Origin of the sequence: Ochrobactrum sp. Marseille-Q0166, assembly GCF_014397025.1 — a bacterium.
Lineage (GTDB): Bacteria > Pseudomonadota > Alphaproteobacteria > Rhizobiales > Rhizobiaceae > Brucella.
This window is the reverse complement of record NZ_JACJUO010000001.1, coordinates 1,378,533-1,397,440: the sequence shown is the minus strand read 5'-3', so window position 1 is coordinate 1,397,440 and position 18,908 is coordinate 1,378,533. Positions and strand designations below refer to the sequence as shown.

Here is an 18,908-nt window from a genome sequence, read left to right as displayed (position 1 = left end):
CGAACCTCGTAGGAATTAAAAAATTTGATTAATTTTAAACATTAAGTACGCCTTAAACTAAGTGCTTGATCTTTAATGGTTATCAGATCATTTACGCATACCGCTTTAGGTTGCTTCCTCTTTGTAATGATTGAAGTATTTTAAACCGCCAATGATAGAAAGCGAAACCCTTGGTTGTATTTCTCTAGCGTAATAGCTGTGAGATGAAGGCTGAATTGTGACCTAAAATGCTTGCGAAGGGGTTGGTTAGAAACGGTGTAGGCGACAGTAAGTCACCGCCTGCCCTGACGTTCCGTGCGTAAACGTGACCAATAATCCAACCGCTTGCGAATTTCCCGCTCAAAACCACGCTCTGGGGGATCGTAGAAGACCTTCCGACCCATCGCTTCGGGGAAATAGTCCTGTCCGGAAAAAGCGTCGGGTTGGTCATGATCATAGGCGTAGCCGTCGCCATAGCCCTCATTCTTCATGAGCTTGGTTGGCGCATTAAGAATATGCTTTGGTGGCAACAAAGAGCCATTTTCCTTAGCAGCCCGCATGGCGGACTTGTAGGCCATATAAACGGCATTGGATTTAGGTGCTGTCGCCAGATAAACGCAAGCCTGCGCAAGAGCCAACTCACCCTCCGGTGAGCCAAGATAATCATAAGCATCCTTGGCGGCATTACAGATAGCCAGCGCCTGCGGATCAGCAAGGCCTATATCTTCAACCGCCATGCGAACAAGTCGCCTACCAATATAAAGCGGATGTTCCCCGGCATCAAACATCCGGCAAAGATAATACAGCGCGGCATCTGGATCAGAGCCCCGCACTGATTTATGCAGGGCTGAAATGAGATTGTAATGGCCATCTTGCCCCTTGTCATAAACCGGAGCACGACGCTGAACGACTTCCTGCAACTTATCAGCATTAAATATTTCACCAGGCCGAGCTGCCCGCCATACTTCTTCTGCGAGTGTTAAAGATGCGCGGCCATCGCCATCCGCCATGCGGATAAGGCTTGCTCGCGCTTCATCATCCAGCGGTAAAGGACGATTTTCCTGCTCTTCCGCACGCATCAGGAGAGTTGCAATACTAAGCGTGTCATGCGGATGGAAAGTCAGCACCCGTGCCCGTGAAAGCAAAGCGGCGTTGAGTTCAAAGGACGGGTTTTCGGTCGTTGCCCCGATGAGAATAACAGTACCATCTTCCATCACAGGAAGAAAACTATCCTGCTGCGCACGGTTAAACCGATGAATTTCGTCCACAAACAACAGCGTTTGACGGCCCGAGATGCGGCGCAATCGCGCAGATTCAAATACTTTCTTGAGATCAGCTACACCGGAAAAAATTGCAGAAATCTGCTCAAATGCAAGTTCAGTTTCTCCCGCGAGAAGTCTGGCAACCGTTGTCTTACCCGTACCAGGTGGTCCCCAGAAAATCATCGAGCCAAGTGAACCAGACGCGATCATCCGCGTGAGCACGCCCTCCGGTCCCGTAAGATGCTCCTGTCCGGTTACTTCAGCAAGATGACGCGGGCGAAGGCGGTCAGCAAGCGGCCTGTTACGGTCGGCGTTGGGATCAGCCGCAGTGGAAAATAGATCACTCATTTCGCTTCGCTCAATGCCAGAAAAACAGATGTCGTTTCAGGCATAGTCCTGCCCGAAACGACATGCAACTTTAAATACTCAGCAAGTGGATCAGCGTACGAACTGGCGAATTAATGCACCGTTGCGCTCAACTTCAAGGCGCCATGCCAGGCCACGTCCGCCATTAAGCGCCGTCGTCAAATCGCTGATTGTGCGGATGGGATTGCCGTTAATACCACGGATAATGTCACGCTGACGTAAGCCAAGTTGTGCGGCCTGCGAATTAACGATCACATCCGTCACAATCACCCCGCGAGATCCCTCTCGCAGCCTCATCTTGGACGCCATTGCAGGAGTAATTTCCTCAACCACGGCCCCCTCGAATGGATTGTCTCCCCGAATTGTCTGCCTTTGTTGTGGCTTCGCTTCCGGCTCTTTTGCCAGTTTCACCGGCATTTTGCTTTCCTTGCCACTTCGCATGATATCGAGCGTCACTGTATTACCAATGCCTGCTGTCGAAAGGCGGTAACCGAGTACGTCGATATTATCCACGCGAATATCCTGTACTGAAAGAACAACGTCTCCCACTTTCAGGCCCGCCTGCTCTGCCGGTCCACCCTTGGTAACAGCCGTGACCAGTACGCCAAACGAACGGTCCATGCCGAGACCTTCAGCAACATCAGGCGTAATATTCTGAAAAGTCGCACCGATGAAAGGGCGCTCAAAACTCGTGCTTCCGCTCAATGCTGCGTCAACGACCGCACGAACCATGTTGGACGGGATTGCAAAACCAATACCCACGGAGCCGCCTGAGCGGGAGTAAATAGCTGTATTGATGCCGATAAGTCGGCCCCGCATGTCAATCAGACCACCACCGGAGTTACCAGGGTTGATTGCAGCGTCCGTCTGAATGAAGAAGTCAAAGTCGGATACGCCAACTTGGGTGCGTGACTGCGCTGACACGATACCGCTCGTGACAGTCTGCCCGACTGCGAATGGATTACCAATAGCGAGGACGAGGTCGCCGACTTCAACATCATCGGAATTACCAAGCGAGATCGTTGGAAATTTCTCTTTTGCTTCAATTTTGAGGACGGCGAGATCTGTAGTCTCGTCACGCAGCAGAACCTTGCTTTCAAGCTGCCGCCCATCAGAAAGCGCAACCTTGATTTCGTCCGCGTCTTTGATGACGTGATTGTTGGTCACAACGATACCGGAAGAATCGACAATCACACCGGAACCCAGCGACTGTTCAGTACGTGGGCGTCCACGATTGACCTGATCGCCGAAGAACTGTTCAAAGAATGGGTCGCCGGCAAAGGGGGATGGACGCTGCTGTACTTGTCGCGCCGCGTAGACGTTAACGACAGCAGGCGCTGTTTCCTTTACAAGCGGGGCAAAGGAAAGCTGCATATCAGCACGACTTAAAGGAATCAGCCTACCCTTAACCTGAGCAGGATTATCCTGAGCCAATGTTGGCAATGCAACCATGCTCAGACAAGCAAGAACGACACCTGTGCTTCCAAAACGCCGCAAATTCATCCGCTAACTCCAGTCTTCTTTCCAAAACCCGATTCACCAGGCTGAAACAATATGGGACGCACAACGCCAAGGATAAAGGGCTGTATTGTGGCAAACAGCATTACAGCTTTGTAACGCTTGTTGCGGACAAAGCCCAAAAACCAAAAAAGGGCCGCACAAGGCGACCCTATTTTGTCATGCGAAGCGTAAAATTACGCTGCGGCGGCTTCTGCAGCGGCTTCAGCTTCAACGCGAGCGCGATCAGCCTTGCCCTTTGCATCAACATCGCGCTCAACGAATTCGACAACTGCGAGCGGTGCATTATCACCGGTACGGAAGCCTGCCTTCATGATGCGGATGTAGCCACCGTTGCGGGTTGCATAACGTGCAGCCAGCGTGTCGAACAGCTTAGCAACCAGCTTGACGTCGCGGATGGCAGAAATCGCCTGACGACGTGCATGCAGGTCACCGCGCTTGCCGAGGGTGACAAGCTTTTCTACGATTGGACGAATTTCCTTAGCTTTAGGAAGGGTGGTCACAATCTGTTCGTGCTCGATGAGCGAAGCCGCCATGTTGGCGAACATTGCCTTGCGATGCGAGGCAGTGCGGTTCAGCTTACGCTGTCCATTACCGTGGCGCATGGCCTTCTCCTTTAATTCAGTTCAGCCGGAATTTTCCGGTCTTAATATTGGTCTTCGTAGCGCTTGGCGAGATCTTCGATGTTTTCAGGCGGCCAGGCTGGAATTTCCATACCAAGATGGAGCCCCATCGACGCCAGAACTTCCTTGATCTCGTTGAGCGACTTGCGGCCGAAATTCGGAGTCCGCAGCATCTCGGCTTCCGTCTTCTGGATCAGATCGCCGATATAGACGATGTTGTCGTTCTTCAGGCAGTTTGCCGAACGTACCGACAATTCGAGTTCGTCAACTTTCTTGAGCAGAGCCGGGTTGAAAGCGAGTTCCGCAACCTGTTCCTGCGGAGCTTCCTTCTGTGGCTCTTCGAAGTTAACGAAGACTGCCAGCTGGTCCTGAAGAATGCGTGCTGCATAAGCAACTGCATCTTCACCGCTCACGGAACCATTGGTTTCGATGTTGAGCGTCAGCTTGTCATAATCGAGAACCTGACCTTCACGGGTGTTCTCAATCTTGTACGATACTTTGCGGATCGGCGAATAGAGGCTGTCAACCGGAATAAGGCCGATTGGAGCGTCTTCCGCGCGATTACGGTCGGCAGGCACATAGCCCTTGCCGGTGTTAACGGTGAATTCCATGCGGATTTCAGCGCCTTCATCCAGCGTGCAGATGACGTGATCAGGGTTAAGGATCTCGACATCGCCAACAGTCTGAATATCACCAGCCGTAACAACGCCCGGGCCTTCCTTGCGGACAACCATGCGCTTAGGGCCTTCGCCCTCCATACGGATAGCGATTTCCTTGACGTTCAGAACAATATCCGTGGTATCTTCACGGACACCCGGAATAGAAGAGAACTCGTGCAGAACGCCATCAATCTGAACAGCAGTAACCGCTGCTCCACGAAGCGACGACAGAAGCACGCGACGCAGAGCGTTACCGAGTGTCAGACCAAAACCGCGTTCCAGCGGCTCGGCAACAACCGTTGCACGCGTACGGGAGCCGTTGGTGATGAAATCCACCTTATTCGGCTTAATGAGTTCCTGCCAGTTTTTCTGGATCATGTATTTTTCCTCTATCAACTGCCGCTACTATCCAATCGTAGCGATCCTGTGTAGAACCGCAGAGGAACCCCGAAGACAACTTCGGGGTTCATGCAGCGTATAAAAGAAATTAGACCCGGCGCTTCTTGCGTGGACGGCAACCGTTGTGCGGGATCGGCGTAACATCGCGGATCGACGTGATCACAAAGCCAGCAGCCTGAAGGGCGCGTAGCGCAGATTCACGGCCAGAACCCGGTCCGCAAACCTCGACTTCGAGGGAGCGCATGCCATGTTCCTGAGCCTTCTTGGCGCAATCTTCAGCAGCGATCTGTGCGGCAAACGGGGTCGACTTACGTGAACCCTTGAAACCCTGAGCACCCGCAGACGACCAAGCAATCGCATTGCCCTGTGCATCCGTAATGGTGATCATGGTGTTGTTGAACGTCGAATTTACGTGGGCAACGCCCGACGAGATGTTTTTGCGCTCGCGACGGCGAATACGCTGGGCTTCCTTAGCCATGATAGTCCTCTCAAAACTCGATCTCGACACCGCCGTAGTTCCAGCGGCTCCACCGGCCCTTTGATAAGGACCAGCACCGAACCCACCCGATTATCGGGCAAGCCCGGCAGAACGAATGGTTCTGCCGAAAATTACTTCTTCTTACCTGCGATAGCCTTTGCAGGACCCTTACGGGTGCGTGCATTGGTATGCGTGCGCTGACCGCGAACAGGCAGCGAACGACGATGACGAAGACCGCGATAGCAGCCCAGATCCATCAGACGCTTGATGTTCATGGAAACTTCACGACGAAGATCACCTTCTACGCGGTAATCAGCATCGATTGCTTCACGGATCTGAAGTACTTCAGCATCCGAAAGCTGGTTCACGCGACGATCGTCGGAAATACCGACTTTCGTTACGATCTGACGAGCAAATTTTGGTCCAATCCCGTGAATGTACTGAAGCGCAATGATAACGCGCTTGTTCGTCGGGATGTTGACGCCAGCGATACGTGCCACGTCTGTTCTCCTTGAGTTACATAAAAATCCATCTGGCAGATGCGATCAACCAGACAGCAATGTTTGACCGGTACCGGCCTTTTACTATTTCCGCCAGAACCGACCATTCAAAACCAATTGAAGTGGCGCAGTCTTTGACGGAATCGTCCGAAAAAGTCAACTCTTAACTGTCCGTAAAGTCCCCAAAGAGACCTCACAGCCACCAAAAACAACTTTCAGAAGTGATAAACGGACAGAAAAACATGAAATGCCCTTCTGTCCGTAATTCCTATTTATTCAAATGAGCCTTAACGAACTCACTCATGCAGGAACGAGAATCCTCTCGATTTCTGCAGTAACTTCTTCGACTGGAGCCATACCATTGATCACACGAAGTTCACCAGTTCCGGCATAATAAGTCGAAAGAGGCGAAGTCTTCTCACGATATTCAACGAGACGTTTACGAAATGCTTCCGGGTTGTCATCGGAACGAACCTGACCACCTTTGGCAAGCGTTTCGGCCACACGGCTTTCCATCCGCTTGACCAATGCATTCTCATCGACCTTGAGTTCGATGACCGCATCAAGCTTGAGACCCTTGCCAACCAGCATTTCGCCGAGAGCTTGAGCCTGAGGCACTGTACGCGGGTAACCGTCCAGAATGAAACCGCTTGCGCAATCGGGAGCATCAATACGCTCCGAAACGATCTGGTTTACGATTTCATCAGAAACGAGCTGGCCGGCATCCATGACGGCCTTGGCACGTTTCCCGATTTCACTCTGCTGAGCGACAGCGGCACGTAACATATCGCCAGTCGAAAGCTGAGGTATTCCATGCTTCTTGGTAAGAAGTCCAGCCTGCGTCCCCTTACCTGCTCCGGGCGGCCCAAGAAGTATCAGTCTCATTTACTACGTTTCCCACCTCTGAGTTTGGATTTCTTGATCAGCCCTTCATATTGATGAGCGACAAGATGTCCCTGAATTTGCGCAACCGTATCAAGCGTAACGCTGACCACGATCAATAGCGAAGTCCCACCAAGATAGAACGGCACACCGGTCGCGGAAATCAGGAATTCCGGCAGGAGACAAACAAGCACGATATAGATAGCGCCGACAACCGTGATACGGGTTAACACATAGTCTATGTACTCGGCTGTGCGCTCACCAGGACGAATGCCCGGAATAAAGCCGGAGTGCTTCTTCAGCTGATCTGCAGTGTCCTTGGGATTGAACACAATTGCGGTATAGAAGAAGCAGAAGAATGCCATAAGCGCAGCATAGAAGAGCATGTAAAGTGGCTGTCCATGACCGAGCGCATTGAGAATAGTGGTACCCCATGCTGGCATATCAGCCGTATTGGCAAAGCCAGCAACAGTTGCAGGCAAAAGCAGAAGTGAAGACGCGAAGATGGGCGGAATAACACCAGCGGTATTGAGCTTCAGCGGCAGGTGCGAAGTATCGCCCTGGAACATCCGGTTGCCAACCTGACGCTTCGGATACTGGATCAGAAGACGACGCTGTGCCCGCTCGACGAAAACGATAATCGCTATCAGCGCCACTGCCAGAATGATAACACCGAGGATCAGACCGGTGGAAAGAGCGCCCGTGCGTCCGAGTTCAAGGGTGCCGGAAATAGCATGCGGAAGGTTAGCAACAATACCTGCAAAGATGATAAGCGAGATACCATTACCGATACCGCGAGCCGTAATCTGTTCACCCAGCCACATCAGGAACATCGTACCGCCAACAAGCGTGATGACTGACGAAACGAGGAACATCGGGCCAGGATTCGTAACAATACCGTTACCTGCCTGCAAACCTACAGAAATTGCATAGGCCTGAACGATCGCCAGAAGCACCGTACCATAACGCGTGTACTGGTTGATGATCTTTCGACCAGATTCGCCTTCCTTCTTCAGCGCTTCAAGCGTCGGAACGACCGACGTCATCAACTGCACGATAATGGAAGCGGAAATATAAGGCATGATGCCAAGCGCAAAAATGGCCATACGACCAACAGCGCCACCGGCAAACATATTGAAGAGTCCAAGCACACCCTGGCTATGCTGCTGGAAAGCCTGCGCAAGCGCATCAGGATTGATGCCGGGTAGCGGGATATAGGTACCAAAACGGTACACAAGCAGAGCGCCTAGTGTAAACCAAATGCGCTTCTTGAGTTCTTCAGCTTTCGAGAAAGCCGAAAAATTAAGATTGGAAACTAGCTGTTCAGCAGCCGATGCCATAAAATTTCTCCGGTGAAAAGTCTCCGGTCCCCCACCCCCAACGGCACGCATTAACAAACGCGAACGCTTAGGACAAAAGACCTTACCCAGATATGCGCATTGGCATAAATGTGCAAGCGGCGGCACCAAGGCCGCCGCTTTTATTTTTATGTAGTTGCTTTATTCAGCTGCAACTTCTGGAAGCTTTACGCTACCACCAGCCTTTTCGATCTTTTCGATCGCAGCCTTGGAAGCACCGGCGACGTCGAAAGCGACCTTAGCAGTCAATTCACCGTCAGCAAGAACGCGAACACCGTCAAGAGCGCGGCGAATCACGCCAGCGGCCTTAAGCGAATCAAGGTTCACAACAGCGTTTGCATCCAGCTTACCTGCGTCAATCGCAGCCTGAACGCGGCCGAGCGACACGACGTTGAAGCTCTTCGCGAAGATGTTGGTGAAGCCGCGCTTTGGCAAACGACGGTAGATTGGCATCTGACCGCCTTCGAAGCCATTGATCGCAACGCCAGAACGGGACTTCTGTCCCTTGACGCCGCGGCCAGCGGTCTTGCCGGTGCCGGAGCCGATACCACGGCCGACGCGCTTGCGCGCCTTTACTGAACCTGGCTTATCACGCAGATCGTTGAGTTTCATGTCTCTATCCCCTGCGTTATCAAGCCTCGTCCACAACGCGGACGAGATGCTGAACCTTGGCGATCATGCCACGAACCGAAGGAGTGTCCTCCAGTGTGCGGCGGCGGTGCATTTTATTAAGTCCGAGTCCGATCAGCGTTGCACGCTGTTCGGCTGGACGACGGATAGGGCTTCCGATCTGTTCGACCGTAACCGTCTTACCCTTCTTCTCAGCCATCACTCAAATCCCTTGTCTATGGCGTATCCGGTGCTTCACGCACCGGACTGGCACAAACTATCGGCTATTCTTCCGAACCGACCACATCATGGCGGCGAGCCTGAAGGGTCGAGTACTTGATACCGCGCTGTGCAGCGATGTCCTTTGGATGCATCTGATGCTTCAGAGCGTCAAAGGTTGCACGAACCATGTTGTAAGGGTTCGAGGAGCCGAGCGACTTAGCAACAACGTCCTGAACGCCAAGCGTTTCGAACACTGCACGCATTGGACCACCAGCAATAATACCCTTACCGGCAGGAGCAGCGCGGAGGAGGACCTTACCGGCGCCGTGACGGCCCTGCACATCGTGATGCAGAGTACGGCCCGAACGAAGCGGAACGAAAATCATGTCGCGCTTAGCAGCTTCAGTAGCCTTGCGGATCGCTTCAGGCACTTCACGTGCCTTACCATGACCGAAACCAACACGGCCCTTCTGGTCGCCAACTACGACGAGCGCAGCGAAACCAAAACGACGGCCACCCTTAACAACCTTGGCGACGCGATTAATGTGAACGAGTTTGTCAACGAATTCGCTGTCGCGCTCCTCACGACCGCGATCTTCGCGGTTACGTTCTCTCTGTGCCATATCCTATTCCTTTATTTTTTTCCGGAAGCACAAAATATTAGAAGCTCAGACCGCCTTCGCGGGCAGCTTCGGCGAGAGCCTTCACACGGCCGTGATAAATAAATGCACCACGGTCGAACACTACTTCGCTGACGCCTGCTTTCTTCGCACGCTCTGCTACCAGCTTGCCAACAGCAGCAGCTGCTGCTGAATCGGCGCCGGTCTTGAGCTTGCCTTTCAGGTCGCCATCCAGTGTCGATGCCGCTGCGATGGTAACACCGCGAACGTCGTCGATAACCTGAACGTAGATGTTCTTGGAAGAGCGGTGTACGCTGAGACGTGGACGACCGTTTGCAACAGCCTTGACCTGACGGCGTACACGAGCAGCGCGACGCTGCAAAGTTTCTTTTGGCGATGCCATGACGCGCTTCCCTTACTTCTTCTTGCCTTCTTTGCGGACGATCTTCTCGCCAGCATACTTAACGCCCTTGCCCTTATAAGGCTCGGGGCCGCGATATTCACGAATCTCAGCGGCGACTTGACCAACCTGCTGCTTGTTGATGCCCGATACGACAATTTCTGTCGGCTTAGGAACAGCAACCGTAATGCCAGCTGGTACGTCGTAGACTACTTCGTGAGAAAAGCCGAGAGAAAGCTGGACATTCTTACCCTGCATCGCAGCACGGTAACCAACGCCGCTAATCTCAAGCTTCTTTTCAAAGCCTTTATTGACGCCTTCAAAGATGTTTTCGATCATCGAACGCGACATGCCCCACTTGGAGCGAGCTTCTTTAGACTGATCACGAGGATCAACGCTTACAGCGCCGTCTTCGAGCTTAACCAGTACTTCATCGTGCACAACGAAAGACAATTCGCCTTTCGCGCCCTTAGCCTTGACGGTCTGACCTTCAACGCTGGCGGTCACGCCCGCCGGGACCGGCACGGGTTTCTTACCGATACGAGACATTTTTATACCTGTCTTTTATCTGTTCACTGTCAGCCGCATCAGAAGATGCGGCAGAGCAGCTCACCACCAACGTTTTGTTCACGAGCCTCATGATCAGCCATCACACCCTTAGGGGTCGACAGGATCGAGATGCCAAGGCCATTCGCAACCTGCGGAATCGACTTGACCGATACGTAAACGCGACGGCCAGGTTTCGAAACGCGGGTCAGTTCACGAATGACTGGAACGCCTTCATAATACTTCAGTTCGATTTCGATCTCGGCTTTGCCGTTCACGAATTCACTCTGCGTGTATCCGCGGATGTAACCTTCAGACTGAAGAACATCCAGAACGCGAGCGCGCAGCTTGGAAGCCGGGGTCGAAACCTTCGTCTTCTTGCGGCCAACTGCGTTACGGATACGGGTCAGCATATCGCCGATAGGATCTGACACAGACATATGCTACTCCTTACCAGCTCGACTTAACTATGCCTGGAATCTGTCCAAGCGAACCCAACTGGCGAAGCGCAATACGCGACATCTTCAGTTTACGGTAATAACCACGCGGGCGACCCGACACTTCGCAACGATTGCGAATACGGACCTTTGCAGAATTGCGCGGCAGTTCGGCGAGCTGGATAGTAGCGCGAAAACGCTCATCCAACGGAAGGCTCTGATCCATAACGATCGCCTTCAGACGTGCACGCTTTTCAGCATGACGCTTAACCAACTTTTCGCGGCGCTTATTGTTTTCGACTGCGCTAGTCTTGGCCATATTATTATACCTCGCTACGCTTGCCGTTACTGCCGGAATGGGAAGTTGAAGGCGCGCAGAAGAGCGCGGGCTTCATCATCCGTCTTAGCGGTCGTGCAAACGATGATGTCCATGCCCCAGATCTGATCAACTTTATCGTAGTTGATTTCTGGAAACACGATGTGTTCCTTAACACCCATGGCAAAGTTGCCACGACCGTCAAAGCTCTTCGGATTCAGACCACGAAAATCTCGAACGCGCGGAAGCGCAATCGTGACCAAGCGATCAAGGAATTCGTACATGCGGTCAGAACGAAGTGTAACCTTCGTACCGATTGGCATGTCTTCACGCAACTTGAAAGTTGCGATCGAATTACGGGCGCGAGTAATGACAGGCTTTTGACCGGCAATCAAGGCCAGATCTGCTGCTGCAACCGATGGCTTCTTCGAATCGCCGGTTGCTTCACCTACACCCATGTTCAAGACAACTTTGGTGATGCGAGGAATCTGCATCTCATTGTCATATTTGAATTCTTCAAGAAGAGCTTTACGGATCGTGTCCTGATAAATCTTCTTAAAGCGTGGAAGTGCCTTAGCTTCAGACATCAGATCACCGCTCCCGAACGCTTTGCAACGCGAACCTTCTTGCCATCTTCAATACGGAAACCAACGCGCGTTGGCTTGCCGTCTTTCGGATCAGCAACGGCCAGGTTCGACAAATGGATCGGCGCTTCTTTCGAAATAATGCCGGCTTCCTGTGTCTGTGTCTGACGCTGGTGACGCTTTACAACATTAATGCCACGAACGACTGCTTTGTCGTCCGTTGGCATGACCTGAAGAACCTCGCCCTTACGGCCCTTGTCCTTACCGGACAGCACGACAACGCTGTCGCCTTTGCGAATCTTTTGCATCGTCTTGCTTCCTTACAGAACTTCCGGAGCCAGCGAAATGATCTTCATATGGCTCTTAGCGCGAAGTTCGCGTGGAACCGGTCCGAAGATACGCGTGCCGATAGGCTCTTTCTTATTATCGATGAGAACGGCTGCGTTGTTATCAAAACGAATAACGCTGCCATCTGCGCGACGGATATCCTTGGCAGTCCGAACGACTACCGCCTTCATCACGTCACCTTTTTTGACGCGGCCGCGCGGGATAGCTTCCTTGATCGACACAACAATGATGTCGCCAACGGAAGCATAACGCCGCTTGGAACCGCCCAGCACCTTGATGCACATGACACGACGTGCGCCGGAGTTATCCGCCACGTCGAGGTTTGTTTGCATCTGAATCATGACTGGCCGCCTTCTTTTCCTTCAGCTGGTTAAGGGCTCCTGCCCTACCTAAGCTGCGTGTTTGTAATTTAGCCCGCTGTTACGTTCGAGAGAACGACCCAGCGTTTGTCCTTCGAAATCGGTGCGGATTCCTCGATAGAAACCTGATCACCAATCTTGAACTGGTTGTTTTCGTCATGCGCCTTGTATTTCTTAGACTGACGAATAGTTTTCTGGAGAAGCGGGTGCGAATAGCGACGCTCAACCTTAACTACAACAGTCTTATCATTCTTGTCGCTGACGACAACGCCCTGCAGAACGCGTTTAGGCATTATACTTTTTCCTTATGCCTTGCTTTCGGCCGCCTTCTGGCGGGCGATGGTCTTAATACGCGCAATGTCACGACGAACTTGCTTCACGCGCGCGGTTTTTTCGAGCTGTCCAGTTGCCTTCTGAAAGCGCAGGTTGAACTGCTCTTTCTTCAGGGAACCCAACTCATCATTAATCTGGTCGAGGCTTTTCGCCCGAACATCTGCGGCTTTCATGACTGCCCTCTTACTCTGCGATGCGCTGAATGAAGCGCGTCTTGACCGACAACTTTGCAGCGCCGAGTCTTAAGGCTTCGCGTGCCACATCTTCGGGTACGCCGTCAAGCTCAAACATTATACGACCTGGTGCAACACGTGCTGCCCAGTAGTCAACAGAACCCTTACCTTTACCCATACGGACTTCGGTAGGCTTCGATGTTACTGGCAGATCCGGGAATATCCGGATCCATACGCGACCCGCACGTTTCATGTGACGGGTGATCGCGCGGCGAGCCGCTTCGATCTGTCGTGCTGTGACGCGGTCAGGCTCTACCGCCTTCAAACCGAATGCACCGAAATTAAGATCCGTACCGCCCTTCGAGTTGCCGTGAATACGGCCCTTGAACTGCTTACGGAACTTGGTGCGCTTTGGCTGCATCATTGTTCTCTACTCCAATTTTCTCGCCCGCGGCCCGCTTTTTAAGCGTTTTCGCGGCGGCGGTTCTGCTGGGAACCCTGATTGTCACCCTCAACCGCACGACGTTCAGAAGCCATTGGGTCATGCTCAAGGATCTCGCCCTTGAATACCCAAACCTTCACGCCGCAGATGCCGTATGCGGTCTGTGCTTCTGCTGTACCGTAGTCGATATCAGCACGCAGCGTGTGAAGCGGAACGCGGCCTTCGCGGTACCATTCCATACGTGCGATTTCAGCGCCGCCCAAACGACCGGAGCAGTTGATACGGATACCCTCTGCACCAAGGCGCATTGCCGACTGAACGGAACGCTTCATGGCGCGACGGAATGCCACACGACGTTCGAGCTGCTGAGCAATCGACTGAGCGATCAGCGTAGCGTCGATTTCCGGCTTACGAACTTCAACAATGTTGAGCGACGTATCGGAATTCGTCATTTCGGAAAGCTTCTTGCGGAGCTTTTCGATGTCCGCGCCCTTCTTGCCGATGATGATGCCCGGACGAGCAGCGTGAATGGTCACGCGGCACTTCTTGTGGGGCCGCTCGATTACGATCTTAGCAATAGCAGCCTGCTTGAGTTCGCTCTTAAGATACTCACGGATCTTAACATCTTCATGCAGCAGCTTGCCGTATTCACCGGTATTCGCGTACCAACGCGAATCCCAGGTGCGGTTAATGCCGAGACGGAAACCGATCGGATTAATCTTCTGGCCCATTATGCGGCCTCCCCTTTTTCCGCAACTTCGCGGACAACAATGGTGAGATGCGAAAACGGCTTTTCGATGCGGCTTGCCTTACCACGTCCACGAACGTGGAAACGCTTCATGACAATAGATTTGCCGACATAAGCTTCAGCAACGATCAGCGCGTCAACGTCGAGATCATGATTGTTCTCTGCGTTGGCGATAGCCGATTCGAGCGTCTTTTTCACTGTTTCAGCGATCCGCTTGCGCGAGAAAGTGAGATCAGCAAGTGCCGCATTGACTTTCTTACCGCGAATAAGTGCTGCGACAAGATTAAGCTTCTGCGGGCTGACGCGAAGCGTACGGGCGACGGCTTTCGCCTCGTTATCCTTAAGCTGGCGGGGAGCCTTGGCCTTGCCCATCTGTTACTTCCTCTTTGACTTCTTGTCCGCGCCGTGACCGTAATAGGTCCGTGTCGGCGCGAATTCACCGAACTTATGTCCAACCATTTCTTCGGAAATCGATACCGGCACATGCTTGTTGCCGTTATAAACACCGAAGGTCAGGCCAACGAACTGCGGCAAGATCGTGGAGCGACGGCTCCACATCTTGATAACTTCATTACGACCGCCCTCGCGTACCTTCTCAGCTTTCTTGAGAAGATAGCCATCGACGAACGGACCTTTCCAAACTGAACGAGCCACTTCAGACTACCTCTCTTACTTCTTGCGCTGATGACGCGAACGCATGATGAACTTATCGGTTGCCTTGTTCGAACGGGTCTTTTTGCCCTTCGTAGGCTTACCCCAAGGGGTAACCGGATGACGACCACCAGAAGTGCGGCCTTCACCACCACCATGCGGGTGGTCAACTGGGTTCATAGCAACGCCGCGAACATGTGGACGCTTACCGCGCCAAACCGAACGACCGGCCTTACCGTCATTGATGTTGCTATGCTCAGGATTGGATACTGCACCAACCGTTGCAAAGCATGCACCGGATACCAGACGCTGTTCGCCAGAGTTGAGACGCAGGATAGCCATACCCTGATCACGACCGACGAGCTGTGCATATGCACCAGCTGAACGAGCAATCTGACCGCCCTTGCCTGGCTTCATTTCCACATTGTGGATGATGGTACCAACTGGCATCGACGAAAGTGGCATTGCATTGCCTGGCTTAACGTCTACGGACTGACCGGCAATAACCTTATCGCCAGCTGCCAGACGCTGTGGAGCCAGAATATAGCTCAGTTCACCGTCTTCGTAGCGGATCAACGCGATAAACGCGGTGCGGTTTGGATCGTATTCCAGACGTTCAACAGTTGCTACGACATCATGCTTACGACGCTTGAAGTCGATGAAACGGTAAGAACGCTTGTGACCGCCGCCCTGAAAGCGAACAGTGATACGACCTGTGTTGTTACGGCCACCCTTCTTGGACAAACCTTCAGTCAATGACTTGACTGGCTTGCCCTTGTAGAGTTCCGAACGGTCCACGATGACCAGCTGACGCTGGCCTGGCGTGGTCGGATTAAAGTGCTTGAGTGCCATTGTCTTTACTCCGTGGCCTCTCAGAGACCTGTCGAAACGTCGATGCTCTGGCCTTTAGCCAAAGTTACGATCGCTTTCTTGACATCGCTCTGGCGCCCGACAATGCCGCGGAACCGCTTCACTTTGCCTTTGCGCACAGTGGTGTTTACAGCCTTAACCTTGACGCTGAACAGCGCTTCGATTGCAGCCTTGATTTCCGGCTTCGTCGCCTTGCGAGCTACGTTGAAGACAACCTGATTATGTTCGGAAACAAGGGTCGACTTCTCGGTGATGACTGGGCTGACGATCACGTCATAGTGGCGAAGATCGGTCATTTAAAGCGCTCCTCGAGGGCTTCGACAGCTGCCTTGGAAAGCACGAGCTTGCCACGACGCAGAATGTCGTAAACATTGATGCCCTGAACTGGCAGAACGTCGATGTTCGGAATGTTCGAAGCAGCGCGCTTGAAGTTCACGTCGAGCTCTGCACCACCGATAAGGAGTGCATTTTCGAGACCGAGCTTTGCGAACTGTGAAACAAGCTGCTTTGTCTTGGCTTCCGAAGCTGCCAGATCGTCGATGATGATCAGGTCAGATGCCTTTGCCTTGGCCGACAGAGCATGACGCAGACCAAGAGCGCGAACCTTCTTTGGCAGATCATGGTCATGGGTGCGGACAACTGGTCCGTGAGCCTGACCACCACCGCGGAACTGTGGCGCGCGAGCGGAATGGTGACGAGCACGGCCCGTACCCTTCTGCTTGTACATCTTGGAACCGGTGCGGCTGATGTCGCTGCGGCCCTTGGCATCGTGAGAGCCCTGCTGGCGGCGAGCCAGCTGCCAGCGCACAACGCGCTGAAGAATGTCGTCGCGAGGGTCGAGGCCGAAGATTTCTTCGTTCAGCTTCACCTTGCCGGCATCCTTGCCTTCAAGAGTTGTAATTGTGAGATCCATTATTCGGCTCCCTCAGTCGCTGCAGTTTCAGAAACTACAGCAGCTTCTACCTTGGCCTGTGCGGCTTGGCGCAGACCAGCTGGCTTGGGAGCATTCTCTGGCAGCGAAACCTTCACGGCATCGCGAACATAGATCCATGCACCCTTCGAACCAGGAACCGCACCACGAACAAGGATAAGACCGCGATCGAGGTCGGTCGAAACGACTTCGATATTCTGCGTGGTTACACGGGTCTGACCCATGTGACCGGCCATCTTCTTGCCTTTAAATACTTTACCTGGATCCTGACGCTGACCGGTCGAACCGTGAGCGCGGTGGGTAACTGAGTTACCGTGCGAAGCACGATGACCAGCAAAGTTATGACGCTTCATAACACCGGCAAAGCCCTTACCGATCGAAGTACCCGTCACATCGACCTTCTGGCCAGCGACGAAATGCTCGGCAGTGATTTCCACGCCGACTTCGAGCAGGTTTTCAGGGGAAACGCGGAATTCCGCAACTTTCGCCTTAGGCTCAACCTCAGCCTTCGCGAAATGACCGCGCAGAGCCTTGGTTGTGTTCTTTACCTTGGCAAGTCCAACGCCAAGCTGAACAGCCGTGTAACCATTCTTTTCAACTGTACGCTGAGCTACCACGTGGCAGTCTTCCATGCGGAGAACTGTCACTGGTACATGTTCGCCAGCGTCGTTATAGACGCGGGTCATGCCCAGCTTTTGTGCAATAACACCTGAACGCATCGGGTTCGTTCCTTCCGTCCTCAAGCCGATTAAAGCTTGATCTCGACATCAACACCGGCGGACAAATCGAGCTTCATGAGCGCGTCAACAGTCTGCGGGGTTGGGTCAACGATATCGAGAAGACGCTTGTGCGTGCGCATCTCGAACTGTTCGCGGCTTTTCTTATCGATGTGCGGCGAGCGGTTTACTGTGAACTTTTCGATCCGCGTTGGAAGTGGGATCGGTCCGCGCACATTGGCACCGGTACGCTTAGCAGTCGACACGATTTCCCGCGTCGAAGCGTCAAGGATCCGATGATCAAACGCCTTGAGGCGAATGCGGATGTTTTGACCGTTCATTTGATCTGTTCCTTGTTACGCGGAGCGTCTCCGGAGAGACGCTCCTGCACAAATCTAATTACTCGATGATCGAAGCGACGATGCCTGCACCAACGGTACGGCCACCTTCACGGATAGCGAAGCGGAGCTTCTCTTCCATTGCGATCGGTACGATCAGCGTAACGTCAACCGTAACGTTGTCGCCAGGCATAACCATTTCCGTGCCTTCTGGCAGGGTAACAACACCGGTCACGTCAGTCGTACGGAAGTAGAACTGTGGACGGTAGTTGGTGAAGAATGGTGTATGACGACCACCTTCGTCCTTCGTCAGAATGTATGCTTCTGCCTTGAACTTGGTGTGTGGCTTAACCGAACCTGGCTTGCAGAGAACCTGACCACGCTCAACGTCTTCACGACCAATGCCGCGAACCAGTGCACCGATGTTATCGCCAGCCTGGCCCTGATCGAGCAGCTTGCGGAACATTTCAACGCCGGTAACAGTCGTCTTGCCGGTAGGCTTGATGCCAACGATTTCGACTTCTTCGCCAACCTTGACGATACCGCGTTCAACACGACCGGTAACAACCGTACCGCGACCCGAGATCGAGAAAACGTCTTCGATTGGCATCAGGAATGGCTGGTCAATCGGACGTTCTGGGGTTGGGATATAATCGTCAACAGCAGCCATCAGATTGCGGATTGCGTCTTCACCGAGTTCCTTCGAGGAATCTTCGAGAGCTGCAAGTGCCGAACCCTTGATGATTGGGGTTTCATCACCTGGGAAGTCGTACTTCGAGAGAAGTTCACGAACTTCAAGTTCTACGAGTTCGAGAAGTTCAGCATCGTCAACCTGATCGCACTTGTTCAGAAACACGACGATCGCAGGAACACCAACCTGACGAGCGAGCAGGATGTGCTCACGGGTCTGTGGCATTGGACCATCAGCTGCCGAAACAACCAGGATCGCACCGTCCATCTGTGCCGCACCGGTGATCATGTTCTTGACATAGTCAGCGTGACCTGGGCAGTCGACGTGTGCGTAGTGACGGTTTGCAGTTTCGTATTCAACGTGCGACGTCGAAATGGTGATACCACGAGCCTTTTCTTCAGGCGCAGCGTCGATCTGGTCATAGGCCTTGAAGTCACCGAAGAACTTGGTGATCGCTGCAGTCAGCGAGGTCTTGCCGTGGTCAACGTGACCAATCGTGCCAATGTTAACGTGTGGTTTGTTACGTTCAAACTTGCTCTTTGCCATCTGA

Annotated in this window: 30 protein-coding genes; all 30 read right to left on the bottom strand. The window is 53.0% G+C overall.

Annotation, left to right across the window (positions count from 1 at the left end):
• Positions 1 to 272: 272 nt before the first annotated feature.
• A complete protein-coding gene (locus tag H5024_RS06675) occupies positions 273 to 1,589 on the bottom strand; it encodes a replication-associated recombination protein A (protein WP_187544620.1) in 1,317 nt (438 codons plus the stop codon).
• Positions 1,590 to 1,679: 90 nt separating this feature from the next.
• Positions 1,680 to 3,110: a DegQ family serine endoprotease gene (locus tag H5024_RS06670; RefSeq protein ID WP_187544618.1), complete on the bottom strand. Its 1,431-nt coding sequence runs from the start codon at positions 3,108 to 3,110 to the stop codon at positions 1,680 to 1,682.
• Between the two features lie 191 nt (positions 3,111 to 3,301).
• Positions 3,302 to 3,730: a 50S ribosomal protein L17 gene (rplQ, locus tag H5024_RS06665; RefSeq protein ID WP_187544616.1), complete on the bottom strand. Its 429-nt coding sequence runs from the start codon at positions 3,728 to 3,730 to the stop codon at positions 3,302 to 3,304.
• 41 nt (positions 3,731 to 3,771) lie between these two features.
• Positions 3,772 to 4,785 carry a DNA-directed RNA polymerase subunit alpha gene (locus H5024_RS06660; protein WP_187544615.1) on the bottom strand — a complete coding sequence of 338 codons (1,014 nt, stop codon included), beginning with the start codon at positions 4,783 to 4,785 and terminating at the stop codon, positions 3,772 to 3,774.
• A gap of 109 nt (positions 4,786 to 4,894) precedes the next feature.
• Positions 4,895 to 5,284 (bottom strand): 30S ribosomal protein S11, encoded by a 390-nt coding sequence (gene rpsK, locus H5024_RS06655; RefSeq protein ID WP_024897028.1) that lies wholly within the window; start codon positions 5,282 to 5,284, stop codon positions 4,895 to 4,897.
• A 131-nt stretch (positions 5,285 to 5,415) separates the two neighbouring features.
• Positions 5,416 to 5,784, bottom strand: a complete 369-nt coding sequence (gene rpsM, locus H5024_RS06650) for a 30S ribosomal protein S13 (protein ID WP_187544612.1) — start codon at positions 5,782 to 5,784, stop codon at positions 5,416 to 5,418.
• Between the two features lie 300 nt (positions 5,785 to 6,084).
• Positions 6,085 to 6,669, bottom strand: coding sequence for an adenylate kinase (locus H5024_RS06645; protein ID WP_187544610.1), 585 nt, complete (start codon positions 6,667 to 6,669; stop codon positions 6,085 to 6,087).
• A complete protein-coding gene (gene secY, locus H5024_RS06640; RefSeq protein ID WP_187544608.1) occupies positions 6,666 to 8,006 on the bottom strand; it encodes a preprotein translocase subunit SecY in 1,341 nt (446 codons plus the stop codon). The genes H5024_RS06645 and secY overlap by 4 nt, the downstream gene beginning before the upstream one ends.
• Positions 8,007 to 8,165: 159 nt before the next feature.
• Positions 8,166 to 8,636 carry a 50S ribosomal protein L15 gene (gene rplO, locus H5024_RS06635; RefSeq protein WP_187544605.1) on the bottom strand — a complete coding sequence of 157 codons (471 nt, stop codon included), beginning with the start codon at positions 8,634 to 8,636 and terminating at the stop codon, positions 8,166 to 8,168.
• Positions 8,637 to 8,655: 19 nt separating this feature from the next.
• Positions 8,656 to 8,853 (bottom strand): 50S ribosomal protein L30, encoded by a 198-nt coding sequence (rpmD, locus tag H5024_RS06630; RefSeq protein ID WP_007875314.1) that lies wholly within the window; start codon positions 8,851 to 8,853, stop codon positions 8,656 to 8,658.
• Between the two features lie 64 nt (positions 8,854 to 8,917).
• Positions 8,918 to 9,478 (bottom strand): 30S ribosomal protein S5, encoded by a 561-nt coding sequence (gene rpsE / locus H5024_RS06625; protein ID WP_024897023.1) that lies wholly within the window; start codon positions 9,476 to 9,478, stop codon positions 8,918 to 8,920.
• 37 nt (positions 9,479 to 9,515) lie between these two features.
• Positions 9,516 to 9,878: a 50S ribosomal protein L18 gene (rplR, locus tag H5024_RS06620; RefSeq protein ID WP_064320721.1), complete on the bottom strand. Its 363-nt coding sequence runs from the start codon at positions 9,876 to 9,878 to the stop codon at positions 9,516 to 9,518.
• A gap of 12 nt (positions 9,879 to 9,890) precedes the next feature.
• Entirely contained in the window at positions 9,891 to 10,424 is a 534-nt protein-coding gene (gene rplF / locus H5024_RS06615; RefSeq protein WP_187544603.1) for a 50S ribosomal protein L6, read from the bottom strand.
• A 38-nt stretch (positions 10,425 to 10,462) separates the two neighbouring features.
• Positions 10,463 to 10,861, bottom strand: a complete 399-nt coding sequence (gene rpsH / locus H5024_RS06610; RefSeq protein WP_007875325.1) for a 30S ribosomal protein S8 — start codon at positions 10,859 to 10,861, stop codon at positions 10,463 to 10,465.
• A 10-nt stretch (positions 10,862 to 10,871) separates the two neighbouring features.
• Positions 10,872 to 11,177 carry a 30S ribosomal protein S14 gene (gene rpsN, locus H5024_RS06605; RefSeq protein WP_007875326.1) on the bottom strand — a complete coding sequence of 102 codons (306 nt, stop codon included), beginning with the start codon at positions 11,175 to 11,177 and terminating at the stop codon, positions 10,872 to 10,874.
• 26 nt (positions 11,178 to 11,203) lie between these two features.
• On the bottom strand, positions 11,204 to 11,761 hold the full coding sequence (rplE, locus tag H5024_RS06600) for a 50S ribosomal protein L5 (protein WP_187544601.1): 558 nt from the start codon (positions 11,759 to 11,761) through the stop codon (positions 11,204 to 11,206).
• Positions 11,761 to 12,066, bottom strand: a complete 306-nt coding sequence (rplX, locus tag H5024_RS06595; protein ID WP_187544598.1) for a 50S ribosomal protein L24 — start codon at positions 12,064 to 12,066, stop codon at positions 11,761 to 11,763. Before rplX ends, rplE begins: the two co-directional genes overlap by 1 nt.
• Before the next feature lie 12 nt (positions 12,067 to 12,078).
• On the bottom strand, positions 12,079 to 12,447 hold the full coding sequence (gene rplN, locus H5024_RS06590) for a 50S ribosomal protein L14 (protein WP_007875329.1): 369 nt from the start codon (positions 12,445 to 12,447) through the stop codon (positions 12,079 to 12,081).
• A gap of 68 nt (positions 12,448 to 12,515) precedes the next feature.
• Positions 12,516 to 12,758, bottom strand: a complete 243-nt coding sequence (gene rpsQ / locus H5024_RS06585) for a 30S ribosomal protein S17 (RefSeq protein WP_187544596.1) — start codon at positions 12,756 to 12,758, stop codon at positions 12,516 to 12,518.
• Between the two features lie 12 nt (positions 12,759 to 12,770).
• Positions 12,771 to 12,971: a 50S ribosomal protein L29 gene (gene rpmC / locus H5024_RS06580; RefSeq protein ID WP_187544594.1), complete on the bottom strand. Its 201-nt coding sequence runs from the start codon at positions 12,969 to 12,971 to the stop codon at positions 12,771 to 12,773.
• A gap of 10 nt (positions 12,972 to 12,981) precedes the next feature.
• Positions 12,982 to 13,395 (bottom strand): 50S ribosomal protein L16, encoded by a 414-nt coding sequence (rplP, locus tag H5024_RS06575; RefSeq protein WP_024897015.1) that lies wholly within the window; start codon positions 13,393 to 13,395, stop codon positions 12,982 to 12,984.
• A 38-nt stretch (positions 13,396 to 13,433) separates the two neighbouring features.
• The gene (gene rpsC / locus H5024_RS06570) at positions 13,434 to 14,144 is read right to left on the bottom strand and encodes a 30S ribosomal protein S3 (protein ID WP_187544592.1); all 711 of its coding nucleotides are present in this window, start codon (positions 14,142 to 14,144) and stop codon (positions 13,434 to 13,436) included.
• Complete coding sequence (gene rplV, locus H5024_RS06565; RefSeq protein ID WP_007875336.1) at positions 14,144 to 14,533, bottom strand: 50S ribosomal protein L22; 390 nt, start codon at positions 14,531 to 14,533, stop codon at positions 14,144 to 14,146. Before rplV ends, rpsC begins: the two co-directional genes overlap by 1 nt.
• A 3-nt stretch (positions 14,534 to 14,536) precedes the next feature.
• Positions 14,537 to 14,815: a 30S ribosomal protein S19 gene (gene rpsS, locus H5024_RS06560; RefSeq protein ID WP_140904458.1), complete on the bottom strand. Its 279-nt coding sequence runs from the start codon at positions 14,813 to 14,815 to the stop codon at positions 14,537 to 14,539.
• A 15-nt stretch (positions 14,816 to 14,830) separates the two neighbouring features.
• The gene (gene rplB / locus H5024_RS06555; RefSeq protein ID WP_187544590.1) at positions 14,831 to 15,664 is read right to left on the bottom strand and encodes a 50S ribosomal protein L2; all 834 of its coding nucleotides are present in this window, start codon (positions 15,662 to 15,664) and stop codon (positions 14,831 to 14,833) included.
• Positions 15,665 to 15,684: 20 nt separating this feature from the next.
• Positions 15,685 to 15,978, bottom strand: a complete 294-nt coding sequence (locus H5024_RS06550) for a 50S ribosomal protein L23 (protein WP_187544587.1) — start codon at positions 15,976 to 15,978, stop codon at positions 15,685 to 15,687.
• Positions 15,975 to 16,595: a 50S ribosomal protein L4 gene (rplD, locus tag H5024_RS06545; RefSeq protein ID WP_187544585.1), complete on the bottom strand. Its 621-nt coding sequence runs from the start codon at positions 16,593 to 16,595 to the stop codon at positions 15,975 to 15,977. Before rplD ends, H5024_RS06550 begins: the two co-directional genes overlap by 4 nt.
• Positions 16,595 to 17,332 (bottom strand): 50S ribosomal protein L3, encoded by a 738-nt coding sequence (gene rplC / locus H5024_RS06540; protein ID WP_024897010.1) that lies wholly within the window; start codon positions 17,330 to 17,332, stop codon positions 16,595 to 16,597. The genes rplD and rplC overlap by 1 nt, the downstream gene beginning before the upstream one ends.
• Positions 17,333 to 17,361: 29 nt before the next feature.
• Positions 17,362 to 17,670, bottom strand: a complete 309-nt coding sequence (rpsJ, locus tag H5024_RS06535) for a 30S ribosomal protein S10 (RefSeq protein WP_002964363.1) — start codon at positions 17,668 to 17,670, stop codon at positions 17,362 to 17,364.
• Between the two features lie 58 nt (positions 17,671 to 17,728).
• On the bottom strand, positions 17,729 to 18,904 hold the full coding sequence (tuf, locus tag H5024_RS06530) for an elongation factor Tu (RefSeq protein WP_187544566.1): 1,176 nt from the start codon (positions 18,902 to 18,904) through the stop codon (positions 17,729 to 17,731).
• Positions 18,905 to 18,908: the final 4 nt, after the last annotated feature.